This window comes from Streptomyces lydicus, assembly GCF_004125265.1.
Classification (GTDB): Bacteria; Actinomycetota; Actinomycetes; order Streptomycetales; family Streptomycetaceae; genus Streptomyces; species Streptomyces lydicus_C.
The window spans coordinates 2,029,877-2,042,669 of record NZ_RDTE01000003.1 but is presented as its reverse complement, the minus strand read 5'-3'; the positions used below and the strand labels follow the sequence as shown (position 1 = coordinate 2,042,669).

Here is a 12,793-nt window from a genome sequence, read left to right as displayed (position 1 = left end):
TCGCATGATCAGGTGAATAGTTCCACAAGAACCTGACGGATCAACTGGTTTTTCCGCGATCCAGCAGCTCGATCTCCGCGAGGGTGCCCGGACCGCCCTCGCTCACCAGGCGGTGGTGCCGGAATGTGCCGGGGTGCGCGATGGTGAACACCCGCGTCTGCCGGTCCCAGGTGAAGCGCTCGCCCGAGCGGCGGTCCAGCACCCGCCAGCGCCGCCCGTCCGCCGAGCCCTCCAGCCGCCAGCCCGCGGGCGCCGCGGCGCGATCCGCCGAGGTCAGCGTGTACGAGACGGCCCGGACCTGCCCGCCCGTATCGGCCGCGGCCGTGGTGAACGTGGCCGCGGTGGCGGAGGTGTTGTCGAAGAGCGGGCCGGCCGCGGGGTCGGTGACATCCGCCGGCGGTGTGGGCGCCGCGTCGCCCTTGGTGAGCGAGGCCGGCGCGTCGTCCGGGCCGGAGCCCCAGGAGGACGGCCGGTCGCCCATGGCGAACTCCAGGGTGCCGCCGCGCGCCAGCAGTCCGTGCGGCAGGGCGGTGGAGTGCCAGGGCCTGCCGTTGACGGTCAGGCCCTGCACATATACGTTGCGGGCGCTGTTCCTGGGCGCCTCGATGGTGAGGTCGCGCCCGTTCTCCAGATGGACGGTGGCCCGGGTGAACAGCGGGGAGCCCACCGCGTATTCGCCCTGGCCCATCACCAGCGGATAGAAGCCGAGCGCGCTGAAGACGTACCACGCGGACATCTCGCCGTTGTCCTCGTCGCCCGGATATCCCTGGCCGATCTCACTGCCGAGATAGAGCCGGGACATCGCCTCGCGGACCTTTTCCTGCGTCTTCCAGGGCTGCCCGGCCGCGTCGTACAGATAGCCGATGTGGTGCGAGGGCTGATTGTTGTGGCCGTACATACCCATACGGGTGTCGCGGGCCTCGGTCATCTCATGGATCACGTCGCCGTAGGAGCCGGCGAATTCCTTGGACGCGGTCTCCGGTGTGGAGAAGTAGGCGTCCAGCTTCCCGGCCAGACCGGCGCGGCCGCCGTAGAGGTTGGCCAGGCCCCTGGTGTCCTGCGGCGCGGTGAAGGCGGCGGTCCAGGCGTTGGTCTCGGTGTAGTCGTTGCCCCAGACCCGGGGATCGAAAGTGCCCGGTGGCAGCCGCCAGTGGCCCTGGGCGTCCTTGCCCTGGAAGAAGCCGACCTTGTCGTCGAAGAGCTTGACGTAGTTCTGGGCGCGGCCCAGGAAATAAGCGGATTCTTCCTTGTAGCGGGGCTTTTTGGTCTTCTCGTACAGGGCCTTGCCCATCCGGGCGATGCCGAAGTCGTTGAGACAACCCTCCAGCGCCCAGGACATGCCCTCACGGGTATCGGTGCTCGTATAGCCGAGGAAGGGCGCGGTGTTCATGCCCTTGCGGCCGACGCCGGAGTTCGGCGGGGCGACGGTGGCGTTCTTGACGGCCGCGGCATAGGCGGCCTCGGCGTCGAACTTCACCCCCTTGGCGTAGGCGTCGGCGAAGGCCACATCGGAACTCGTTCCGGTCATCAGGTCCGCATAACCGGGCGAGGACCAGCGGGAGATCCAGCCGCCGTCCCTGTACTGCTGGACGAAGCCGTCGACCATCTTCCCGGCCCGCTCCGGGGTGAGCAGGGAGTAGGCGGGCCAGGTGGTCCGGTAGGTGTCCCAGAAGCCGTTGTTGACGTACACCTCACCGTCGACGATCTTCGAGCCGGTGCGGGTCGGGGTGTCCTGGCCGGTCTGCGGAGAGAAGGGAGAGGCGTAGCGGCTGCGCGAACCTACCGTCTCGAAGCCGGAGTTGGGGTAGAGGTAGAGGCGGTAGAGGTTGGAGTAAAGGGTGGTGAGCTGGTCGCGGCTCGCGCCCTGGACCTCGATCCGGCCCAGGAGGCCGTCCCACTGTGCCTGCGCCCGGTCCCTGACGTCGGCGAAGGTCGCGTCGGCCGGGATCTCCCGGGTCAGATTCGCCCTGGCCTGGTCCACGCTGATCAGGGAGGTGGCGATCCGCATGGTCACGGTGCGGTCCGCCCCGGGCTTGAAGCGGAGATAACCGGTGACGTCCTTGCCACCCCCGCCCTCCAGTGCACCGCCGCCGGTGACCGGGGCGTCGAAGACGCCGTAGACGAAGAGCCGGGTGGCGCCGACGGACAGTCCGCTCCTGACGTCCGAGAAGCCGGTGACGGTCCCGTGCTCGGTGTCCAGGCTCAGCCCGCCCTTGTTGTTGACGTTGTCGAAGATCAGGCTCGCCCGGTCGCCGGGGAAGGTGAAGCGCATCAGCGCGGCGTGGTCGGTCGGGGTGATCTCCGCCTTGAGGCCGTTGTCGAAGGTCACGCCGTAGTAGTGCGGCTTCGCGGTCTCGTTGGCGTGGTGGAACGGCAGCGCACGGCCGGCGCGGGAGGCGTCCGGAGTACCGGCCGCGACGGACGGCATGACCTGGAAGGTCTGCCGGTCTCCCATCCACGGGCTCGGCTCATGGCTGGCGCTGAAGGCCTGGAGGGTGGGGAGGTTGTCGGCGTTGTTCTTGCGCGCGTACTCGTAGAGCCAGTCGGCGGAGCCCGCGTTGGTGACCGGGGTCCAGAAATTGAACCCGTTGGGGACCGCGAGGGCGGGGAAGGTGTTGCCGCGCGAGAAGCTGCCGCTGGAGAGCGTGCCGCGGGTGGTGACGGCGTAGTCGGAGAGGTGCGCGAGGGGCTTCTCCGGGGCCTTGGGCCCGAGGACGATGTCGTCGACCCAGCCGCGGAAGGCCGGTGCGGTGCGCGGCGCCCGGGGTGCGTCGTAGGCGACCAGGATCCGGTCGACGGTCTTGCCGGCGGCGACCGCGCCGATCCGCGACTCCCGGTCGTTCCACTGATTGGCGTAGAGCGTCTTGGCGGCGGCCTGGCCCTGCGGGGTCAGCGGCGCGCCGTGCTGGTCGACGGCGGACAGCTCGCTGAGGTAGGTGCCGTCGGTGAAGGCCAGGTCCACGGCGGCGTGGGTCGCCGGATAGTCCGGATCGCTCTTCGCCATCTCGGGGAAGATCTTGTACGAGAGCGAAGTGGCCGCGGTGACGGGCAGATCGACATCGAAGATCTTGTTGTACGAGTAGCCGCGGCCGTCGGCGGTGTGGGTGCCGGAGTAGCGCAGCGCATGGGTGCCGCTGAAGCCGGCGTGCGCCTTCGCGGTGGGGGAGGCGTCGGGGCCGGTGTCGGTCCGGGTGTTCATGCCGGGCGCGGCGGAGGCGGTCTGCGGGCTGACACCCGAGGCCCGGGGGGTGCCGTCGGGGCCGGTGTCGACGCTGTCGGTCCAGTCCGGCTGCGGTTCGCCGGATTCGAAGGAGGAGCGGAATTCCGTGTCCCCCTGGGGCTGTCGGGGCGGCGCGGCCCGTGCCGGGCCGGGCACGGTGACGACGAGTAGCGCGGCCGCCGCGAGGGCGGCGAGGCGGGTGATCCCCCGCCGTGGACGGTGCCGGTATCCGATCCGCACGCGAGCCCTCTCAACAAGATTGACATCGTTGTCAGTTACATGACGCCAAGATAAACAGAGATAAGTAAGGTGCGTGGGGTCTTTGGTGTCAAGGGTGTCGCTGAGATCGGTGGGCCGCGGTGTCGCCGGGCGGTCCGGCAGGGTGACGTCCGGGCAATCCCCTGCATACCGGGGAGGTCTCAACTAGGGAAAGACTGCCGTCCAAACCTGCATTCGATCTTGCCCCTGAGGCCGGAAGTGGACTATACCTGTCGGCGTCCGACCGGCCGTACGACCGCGGCCGCGGAGCCGGGGGGAATGCGGGAACGGATGAGTGCCCCGCATTTCGCTGGTGAGCCCGGTGCACATCCCGTACAACTCAGCTTCATCTGACCTGCGGTGCCGGGGTGGCTCCGGTACACCGCCTGAGTCCTGAAGAAGGCGAGGACTTGAGCATGGGATCCACCTCTGAATTCAACCGTCGCGATCTGGTCAAGCGGGCCGCGGCCCTGGGGATCATCGCCGTACCGTCCATGGGGGTGTTGTCGGCGTGCGCCGGCGGCGGTGGCGGTGAGGACAACAAGGTGGAGAAGGGCAAGAAATCAGCCAAGAACCCACTTGCGGTCAATGATTCGGCCGGCCTCGATGTGGTCATCTTCGACGGCGGATTCGGCGACAAGTACGCCAGGGATGCGCAGGGCGAGTACCTCAAGTCCTTCCCGAAGGCCGACGGCAAGGTCAAGCTCTCGTCCACCCAGAAGATCCAGTCGACGCTGCAGCCGCGTTTCAACGGCGGAAATCCGCCCGACCTCGTCGACAACTCCGGTGCGGAACAGATGGATTTCGGCACGCTGGTGGCCAAGGACCAGCTGACCGACCTCACCGCGCTCCTCGATGCCCCCTCCGTCGACGATCCGCGCAAGAAGGTGCGCGACACACTGCGTCCCGGTGTGGTCGAGATGGGGCAGTTCGGTGGCAAGGAAACCTGGATCCTCTACTACGCCTACACGGTCTACGGCGTCTGGTACTCCCGGAGCAATCTGCAGAAACTGGATGCGGAATACCCCCAGACCTGGGACGACATGCTGGCCCTGTGCGCGAAGGCCAAGAAGAAGGGCGTCGCCGGCTGGACGTACCCGGGCAAGTACCCGTATTACCTGCCCTTCAGCCTGTACCCGTTCATTGCCAAGATCGGCGGTGAAGAGGTCCTGCGGAAGATCGACAATCTGGAGCCGAACGCCTGGAAGGACCCGGCGGTGAAGGCGGCCTTCGACGCCTATTACGAGCTCTACAAGAAGGGCTACGTCCTCAAGGGCTCGCCCGGCCTGGACCACCTGCAGTCGCAGAAGGCATGGGCCGAGGGCAAGGCGCTGTTCATCCCCAACGGTTCCTGGGTGGAGAACGAGTCGGCCAAGCAGATCGCGAAGAACCCGCACTTCGATCTCGCGGTGGGCGCCCCGTCCAGCCTGTCCCCCTCCGACAAGATGCCGTTCGGCACCCTCTGGGCCTCCGGCGGCGAGCCGTACATCGTGCCCAGGAAGGCCCGGAACGCCGAGGGCGGTATGGAACTGCTGCGCATCATGCTCGGCAAGAAGTCCTCGCAGAACTTCATCCGGCAGGTCTCCTCCCTCACCTCCCTCAACGGCGGGACCGAGGGGCTGAAGCTTCCGCCCGGTCTGGCGTCGGCGCAGGCCGCGCTGCAGAAGGCCGGTCAGAACATCGTCAATCCGCGGCTGCAGGACTGGTATGTGGCGCTCCAGAAGGAGCGGATCGGTGTCGGTGCGCTGGGCGAGATGATGGCCGGCCGGATGACGCCCGACGAGGCCATCAAGAAGATCCAGAAGTACGCGGACGACACCCGCGACGACTCCAGCGTCAAGAAGTACAAGCGCTGACCGACGAGTTCTTGAAGGCACCACCCCATTCGGGCCGGGGCGCGTCACCGGATGCGGCACACGCAGGGAGAGAACGGGATTCGGTAGTCATGAAACACGGTAAGTACCGTTTCATCGCGGGGTTCTTGGTCCTCCCGCTGGCGATTTACGCGATCTTCGTGATCTCGCCGTTCGTGCAGGCCATTTACTATTCCTTCACGGACTGGACCGGACTGAGTCCGGACATGAAGATGGTCGGCTTCGACAACTATGCGCGCCTCTTCACGGACGATGTCTTCTGGTCCGCCGTGGGCAACAGCGTGACGTTGTTGCTGCTCCTGCCGGTGGTGACGCTCTCGCTCGGGCTCTTCTTCGCCTTTATGCTCAACGTCGGTGGCCGTCGCCGGAAGAAGGCGGTCATCGGCGGGGTGCGTGGCTCGGGAGCCTACAAAATCCTCTACTTCTTCCCGCAGGTGCTGTCGGTCCCGATCGTCGCGCTGCTGTTCCAGTTCGCCTACAACCCGGAGAGCGGTGCGCTCAACGCCTTCTTCAAGGCGATCGGGCTCGACAATGTGCAGCCGGACTGGCTGGGCGATCCGCAGATCGCGCTGTGGTGCGTCATGGCCGCGATGGTGTGGGCCAATGTCGGCTTCTACGTCGTGCTCTTCTCCGCGGGAATGAGCTCCATTCCCAAGGACTTCTACGAAGCCGCGCTGCTGGACGGCGCGAACCGCCTCAACACGTTCTTCCGGATCACTCTGCCGCTGTTGTGGGACACCGTCCAGACCGGCTGGATCTATATGGGCATCCTCGCCCTGGACGTGTCGGCCTTCGCGTTCGTGCAGATCATGAGCGTCGGTCCGGGCGGTCCCGACTATTCGACCGAGGTCCTTCCGCTGTACGTGTACCAGAAGACCTTCCGCGACGGTCAGGCCGGATACGCGACGGCCATCGGCGTTTCCCTGCTGATCGTGACCCTCGTCTTCTCGGCCGTCGTGATGCGGCTGGGACGACGCGAGCGACTGGAGTTCTGATGAGTGCGCAGACGGATCCCGCGGACCTCCCGGGTGTGACGAAGGAGCAGGCGCCCGCCGGGGCGTCCCCGGGCCCGGGAGTGCCCGGACCGCGCCGCGGACAGGGCGGTAAGGACGCCGTCCGCGCCGACGGCAAGAGCAGCGAGGGCACGGTCCTCAATGTCTTCTCGCACGGGGTGCTGGTGATCTGGGGCCTTCTGGTCACCATGCCGCTGCTGTGGGCGGTGGTGAGCTCCTTCAAGGATGACTCCGAGATCTTCGGCTCGCCCTGGGGCCTGCCCTCGGTCCTGCACTTCGACAACTGGTCACGCGCCTGGGACAAGGCGAACATGGGCCAGTACTTCCTCAACTCGCTGATCGTCGTGGGCGGTTCACTGATCGGCACGATGCTGTTGGGCGCGATGGCGGCGTATGTGCTGGCCCGCTTCGACTTCCCGGGCAACCGCTTCCTGTACTTCCTGTTCGTGGGCGGGATGGGCTTCCCGGTCATCCTGGCGCTGGTCCCGTTGTTCTTCGTCATGAAGAACATGGCGCTGCTGGACACCTACCACGGCCTGATCCTGGTCTACATCGCCTACTCGCTGCCGTTCACGGTCTTCTTCCTCAGCGGGTTCTTCAAAACCCTGCCCACCTCGGTGGCCGAGGCCGCGCTCATCGACGGCGCCTCGCACACCCGCACCTTCTTCCAGGTGATGCTGCCGATGGCCAAGCCCGGCCTGATCAGCGTCGGGATCTTCAACTTCCTCGGCCAGTGGAACCAGTACCTGCTGCCGACGGTGCTCAACGTCGGGGACCCGGACAAGAAGATGCTGACCCAGGGGCTGGTGGCGCTGGCGGTGAGTCAGGGCTACAAGGGGGACTGGTCCGGTCTGTTCGCGGGGCTGACGATCGCGATGCTGCCGGTGCTCGCCGCGTACATCATCTTCCAGCGGCAGGTGGTGGCCGGGCTGACCGCGGGCGCCCTCAAATAGGGGAGCGGGACGGGCGCCCTGCAGGCGCTGTGCAGGGGAGTGGACCGGGACGGCGTACAGGGGAGCGGGCCGTGGCGCCGTTTACCGGCCGCCGGCGGCGATGTGTTTGCGCCGACTTCGGGTGGCGCCCGGTGTGTGCCAGGGGGCGGTTCCGCTGCGGCGGGACCGCCCCCGCGGGCATCCCGGCGCGGCCTCTCCTGATCATGTGCGGGCTCAACGCCTTGACGAGACTTCCCGGCTGGAGTTCTGCTTAGAGTTCACATGTTGAATCGAGGGCCGTCCTACAAAGGTGTGGGTGCGGCCGGCGGGCGGTCGTCGTACCTCCCCCAGTCACCACTGGGAGGTACCCCCGGCCCCAGACGGGAGTGGATGAGTCGATGGAGACTCCGGGGTCGCAGTCCTCGCTGCACCGGGCCAATCTGGAGCGGGTCGTACGTGCGGTGCGTATGGCGGGCTCCCTCACGCAGGCGGAGATCGCCCGGAGCACGGGGCTGTCCGCGGCCACCGTTTCCAACATCGTTCGTGAGTTGAAGGACGGCGGGACCGTCGAGGTGACCCCGACCTCGGCCGGCGGGCGGCGGGCGCGCAGCGTCTCCCTCTCCGGCGACGCGGGCATCGTCGTCGGGGTCGATTTCGGGCATTCCCATCTGCGGGTGGCGATCGGCAACCTCGCCCACCAGGTGCTCGCCGAACAGTCCGAGCCGATCGATGTGGACGCCTCCGCCGCCGAAGGCTTCGACCGGGCGGAAGAGCTGGTCAACCGGCTGATCACGGCCACCGGACTCGACGTGGGCAAGGTCATCGGCGTCGGCCTGGGCGTACCGGGACCCATCGACGTCGAGTCCGGGACGCTGGGCTCGACGGCGATCCTGCCGGGCTGGTCGGGGACGAACCCCGGCCAGGAGCTGTCCGGGCGCCTCGGGGTGCCGGTCCACGTCGACAACGACGCCAACCTCGGCGCACTGGGCGAGCTGGTGTGGGGCGGGGGCCGGGGGGCCGCCGACCTGGCGTACATCAAGGTCGCCAGCGGTGTCGGGGCCGGCCTGGTGATCAGCGGGCAGATCTACCGGGGGCCGGGCGGCACGGCGGGCGAGATCGGGCACATCACGCTGGACGAGTCCGGCCCGGTGTGCCGCTGCGGCAACCGCGGCTGCCTGGAGACCTTCACCGCGGCCCGCTATGTGCTCCCGCTGCTGCAGCCGAGCCACGGGCCCGATCTGACCATGGCGCGGGTGGTACAGCTGGCCCGCGAGGGCGACCCGGGCTGCCGGCGGGTGATCGCGGACGTCGGCCGTCATATCGGCAGCGGTGTGGCGAACCTGTGCAATCTGCTCAATCCCAGCCGGGTGGTGCTCGGCGGTGATCTCGCCGAGGCCGGTGAGCTGGTCCTGGCGCCGATCCGGGAATCGGTGTCGCGGTACGCGATCCCGAGTGCGGCACGGCAGTTGGGGGTCGTCCCGGGCACGCTCGGGGGCCGTGCGGAGGTGCTGGGCGCGCTGGCGCTGGTGCTGAGCGAGATGGGCGATTCGACCCTGCTCGACGGAGCGCAGTCCACGGACGCTCCGGCCCTGGCATGAGATCACTGAGTTCATACAGCTAACGCATGGCACCGTTGTCATCTCGTTAAGGATTTACTCCTTGACGGTCGGCTGGGGGCCGAGTTGACTTCCAGCCACCTCGGCCGCAACGGCGCGGCCTCGTCAGGGAGGCAACCCCATGAACGTTTGGACGCGTCGCGTCGTCATAGGCACCGCCGCCGTCTCGATGGCGCTCTCCGTGGCCGCCTGCGGCAAGGCCGGCGACAACGCCAAGGGCGGCGGCGACAACAAGACCATCGGCCTGCTCCTGCCGGAGAACAAGACCACGCGTTACGAGACCTTCGACCGCCCGCTGATGGAGGCGAAGATCAAGTCGCTGTGCAGCGACTGCACGGTCAAGTACAACAACGCGGCGCAGGAGACCGAGACCCAGAAGAAGCAGTTCGACGCGCTGATCACCCAGGGCGTGAAGGTGATCATTCTGGACGCGGTGGACTTCAAGGCGACCAAGTCCTGGGTGAACCAGGCCGCCGCCAAGGGTGTCAAGGTCATCGCCTACGACCGGCTGGCCGAGGGCAAGCTCTCCGCCTACGTGTCCTACGACAACGAGAAGATCGGCCGTCTGCAGGGCCAGGCCCTGGTCAAGGCGCTCGGCGACAAGGCCAAGGACAGCAATGTCGTCATGATCAACGGTTCGCCGACCGACCCGAACATGCCGTTCTTCAAGAAGGGCGCCCACAGCGTCCTCGACAAGCAGGTCAAGAAGGTCGCCTATGAGCAGGACATCCCGGACTGGTCGACGGACGAGGCCAACAAGAAGATGAACGCGGCTCTCGACTCCCTCGGCAAGGACGGCATCCAGGGCGTCTACTCCGGCAACGACGGTATGGCCGGCGGCATCATCACCGCGCTCAAGCAGAAGGGCGTCAAGGTCCCGGTCGGCGGCCAGGACGCCGAGCTCGCGGGCCTACAGCGGATCCTCAAGGGCGACCAGGCCTTCACGATCTACAAGCAGATCAAGCCGCAGGCCGACTCCACCGCCGAGATCGCGGTCAAGCTGCTCAAGGGCGAGAAGATCGGCTCCCTGACGGACACCAAGGTCGACAGCCTCAGCGGCGAGGTCAAGGGCATCCCGGCCAAGCTCTACGACGCGCAGATCGTGACCAAGGACAACATCGCCTCCACGATCATCAAGGACAAGGTCTACAAGGCGAGCCAGCTCTGCACCGGCGACGTCAAGAAGGCCTGCGCGGCGGCCGGCATCAAGTAGGACCCGCGGCCTCCTGCCCCGGTCGGCGGCCCCGGCCCCGTAGGCCACGCCTCCCGGCCACGGTCACCCGGCCCGCCGGCACACCTCTCCACCCCGGACCCCGGACCCAGCCCGGACCCCGGCCCTCCGGCCTCCCCTCCGGCCCCCGCCAGGCGGGGCCGCGCGGCACCCGCCCGCGGCCCCTGCTCCGGCCTGATCCCGGCCCAACCTCCGCCTCAGGCCGTATCCCGGCCTCCCGCCCTACCCCGGCCCGCGGCCCCGGCCCCACCCCGCCCGGCCTCGTACCGGTCCCGCCCCGCACCCCTCCCGGCTCCGCCCCGTACCCCCTCCCGGAGCCGGACCGTCCCTCGCAAGGCCCCCCGCTCCACGCACCACCATCCCCGCCGTAGTGACGGCGGCGAAGGAGATGATTCACGTGTCCGCTACGCCTGTGCTGGCGTTGCGCGGAGTCTCCAAGCGGTTCGGCGCCGTCCAGGCACTCACGGACGTCACCCTGGAGATCCACCCCGGTGAGGTGGTCGCCCTCGTCGGCGACAACGGCGCCGGCAAGTCCACCCTCGTCAAGACCATCTCGGGCGTCCACCCGGTCGACGACGGCGCCATCGAATGGGAGGGCCGGGCGGTGCGCATCACCAAGCCGCACGACGCCCAGGAACTCGGCGTCGCCACCGTCTACCAGGACCTCGCGCTCTGCGACAACCTCGATGTCGTCGCCAACCTCTACCTCGGCAACGAGATCCGCACGGCGGGCGTCCTCGACGAGATCGCCATGGAGAAGCGCGCCAAGGAGCTGCTGGACACCCTGTCCATCCGCATCCCGAGCGTCCGTATCCCCGTCGCCGCGCTCTCCGGCGGCCAGCGGCAGGTCGTCGCCATCGCCCGCGCACTGATCGGCGACCCCAAGGTCGTCATCCTCGACGAGCCCACCGCCGCCCTCGGTGTCGAGCAGACCGCCCAGGTCCTCGACCTCGTCGAGCGGCTGCGCGAGCGCGAGCTCGGCGTCATCCTCATCAGCCACAACATGGCCGATGTACAGGCCGTCGCGGACCGGGTCGCGGTACTGCGGCTGGGCCGCAACAACGGTGTCTTCGATGTCGAGGGCACCTCCCACGAAGAGATCATCGCCGCCATCACCGGCGCCTCGGACAACGCCGTGACCCGCCGCAAGGCGCGTACGGACCAGGTGAAGAAGGAGGCCGGCGCATGAGTGACCTCACCAAGCGGCCCGCCGCGGACGAGGACGAGGCGGCCGCGACAGCAGGCCGGGAGACCCCCGCCCCGGCCGCCGACACCCACCGGCCGGCCGCCGTCGACCCCCGCCTGCTCGTCCGCGAACAGGGCTTCGCCGGCTACCTCAACGACTTCCGGCGCCGGGTGCGCGGCGGGGAGCTGGGCTCGCTGCCGGTCGTCATCGGCCTGATCGTCATCGCGGTCGTCTTCCAGCTCAAGAACAGCAGCTTCCTGTCCGCCGACAGCCTCGCGAACATCGGTGTCTACACCTCCGGCCTCGGCATCATGGCCGTCGGCATCGTCTTCGTGCTGCTGCTCGGCGAGATCGATCTGTCCGTCGGCTCGGTGGCGGGCGTCGGCGCGGCCGTATGGGCCGTGCTCAGCGTCACCCACGGCGTCAACGACTGGCTCGCCGTCCTGATCGCCCTCGTGGCCGGAGTGGTCATCGGCGCCCTGCACGGCTTCTTCTTCGCCAAGATCGGCGTGCCGGCCTTCGTCGTCACGCTGGCCGGTTTTCTCGGCTGGAGCGGTCTGCAGATCTGGATGATGGGCCAGGAAGGCTCCCTCAACACGCCGAGCGGCAGCGTGGTGGAGGACCTCACCGGCTACTACTTCGAGGACAAGGCCGCGGCCTACGGTCTCGCGCTGATCGCGGTCCTCGCCTACGCCGGGTCGCTGCTGCTCGACAGCAAGCGCCGCAGGGCCGCCGCACTGCCCTCCCGGCCGCTCAGCGAGATCCTGCTGCGCACCGGCGTGGTGGCCGTGATCGCCTTCGCCGTCGCCTATGTCCTGAACGAGCCGGCCGGCGCCCGCGGTCTGCCGCTGGCCCTGGTGCTGTTCCTCGCGGTCCTGGTCATCGCCGACTTCGTGGTGCGCCGCACCCCCTACGGACGGCAGATCTTCGCGGTTGGCGGCAACGCCGAGGCGGCGCGCCGGGCCGGCATCAATGTGAACAGGATCCGGATCAGCGTGTTCGCCATCTCCGGCATGCTCGCGGCGTTCGGCGGACTGTTCATCGCCAGCCTCTCCGGCGGCGCCACCAAGAACCTGGGCTCCGGCAACACCCTGATGAATGTGATCGCGGCGGCCGTCATCGGCGGCACCAGCCTCTTCGGCGGCCGCGGCAAGATCTGGTCCGCGCTGCTGGGCATGCTGGTCATCCAGTCGATCCAGCAGGGCCTGAACCTGCTCGGCATGGCGAGCGAGATCCAGTACATGATCACCGGCGCGGTGCTGCTCGCCGCGGTGGTGATCGACTCGGTCTCCCGCCGGACGCAGAAGACGGCCGGACGCACCTGATCGCGCCCCGCTTCCGACGGCGCCGGCCCCCACCGGGCATCATCCGGTGGGGGCCGGCGCGCGTGCGGCGGCGACCCGCGGGCGGCGCGCCGGAGCCCGTTTCACCCGAGTGACATACATCGCAAGGCCCGGGCGTCG

The 12,793-nt window shown here is 68.2% G+C and carries 8 protein-coding genes; 7 read left to right on the top strand and 1 reads right to left on the bottom strand.

Annotated elements, in window-relative coordinates; all coding sequences use genetic code 11:
* Positions 1 to 40: 40 nt before the first annotated feature.
* Positions 41 to 3,460 (bottom strand): GH92 family glycosyl hydrolase, encoded by a 3,420-nt coding sequence (locus D9V36_RS11660; protein WP_129293712.1) that lies wholly within the window; start codon positions 3,458 to 3,460, stop codon positions 41 to 43.
* Positions 3,461 to 3,894: 434 nt separating this feature from the next.
* On the opposite strand from D9V36_RS11660, the gene ngcE reads away from it, so the two are divergent.
* From ngcE to D9V36_RS11620, 7 genes are all read left to right on the top strand, one after another.
* Positions 3,895 to 5,334 carry an N-acetylglucosamine/diacetylchitobiose ABC transporter substrate-binding protein gene (ngcE, locus tag D9V36_RS11650; protein ID WP_129293710.1) on the top strand — a complete coding sequence of 480 codons (1,440 nt, stop codon included), beginning with the start codon at positions 3,895 to 3,897 and terminating at the stop codon, positions 5,332 to 5,334.
* Positions 5,335 to 5,423: 89 nt separating this feature from the next.
* Entirely contained in the window at positions 5,424 to 6,347 is a 924-nt protein-coding gene (locus tag D9V36_RS11645; protein ID WP_129293709.1) for a carbohydrate ABC transporter permease, read from the top strand.
* A complete protein-coding gene (locus D9V36_RS11640; RefSeq protein ID WP_129293708.1) occupies positions 6,347 to 7,318 on the top strand; it encodes a carbohydrate ABC transporter permease in 972 nt (323 codons plus the stop codon). The genes D9V36_RS11645 and D9V36_RS11640 overlap by 1 nt, the downstream gene beginning before the upstream one ends.
* A 377-nt stretch (positions 7,319 to 7,695) precedes the next feature.
* Positions 7,696 to 8,895, top strand: coding sequence for an ROK family transcriptional regulator (locus D9V36_RS11635; RefSeq protein WP_129293707.1), 1,200 nt, complete (start codon positions 7,696 to 7,698; stop codon positions 8,893 to 8,895).
* 139 nt (positions 8,896 to 9,034) lie between these two features.
* The gene (locus tag D9V36_RS11630; protein WP_241720835.1) at positions 9,035 to 10,126 is read left to right on the top strand and encodes a sugar ABC transporter substrate-binding protein; all 1,092 of its coding nucleotides are present in this window, start codon (positions 9,035 to 9,037) and stop codon (positions 10,124 to 10,126) included.
* A gap of 406 nt (positions 10,127 to 10,532) precedes the next feature.
* The gene (locus D9V36_RS11625) at positions 10,533 to 11,333 is read left to right on the top strand and encodes an ATP-binding cassette domain-containing protein (protein ID WP_129293706.1); all 801 of its coding nucleotides are present in this window, start codon (positions 10,533 to 10,535) and stop codon (positions 11,331 to 11,333) included.
* Positions 11,330 to 12,655 carry a sugar ABC transporter permease gene (locus D9V36_RS11620; RefSeq protein ID WP_129293705.1) on the top strand — a complete coding sequence of 442 codons (1,326 nt, stop codon included), beginning with the start codon at positions 11,330 to 11,332 and terminating at the stop codon, positions 12,653 to 12,655. The genes D9V36_RS11625 and D9V36_RS11620 overlap by 4 nt, the downstream gene beginning before the upstream one ends.
* Positions 12,656 to 12,793: the final 138 nt, after the last annotated feature.

Coding starts and splice junctions, on each gene's coding strand:
- ngcE (WP_129293710.1), top strand. CDS start 3,895: ATGGGATCCACCTCTGAATTCAACCGTCGCGATCTGGTCAAGCGGGCC.
- D9V36_RS11640 (WP_129293708.1), top strand. CDS start 6,347: ATGAGTGCGCAGACGGATCCCGCGGACCTCCCGGGTGTGACGAAGGAG.
- D9V36_RS11630 (WP_241720835.1), top strand. CDS start 9,035: ATGAACGTTTGGACGCGTCGCGTCGTCATAGGCACCGCCGCCGTCTCG.
- D9V36_RS11625 (WP_129293706.1), top strand. CDS start 10,533: ATGATTCACGTGTCCGCTACGCCTGTGCTGGCGTTGCGCGGAGTCTCC.
- D9V36_RS11635 (WP_129293707.1), top strand. CDS start 7,696: ATGGAGACTCCGGGGTCGCAGTCCTCGCTGCACCGGGCCAATCTGGAG.
- D9V36_RS11645 (WP_129293709.1), top strand. CDS start 5,424: ATGAAACACGGTAAGTACCGTTTCATCGCGGGGTTCTTGGTCCTCCCG.
- D9V36_RS11620 (WP_129293705.1), top strand. CDS start 11,330: ATGAGTGACCTCACCAAGCGGCCCGCCGCGGACGAGGACGAGGCGGCC.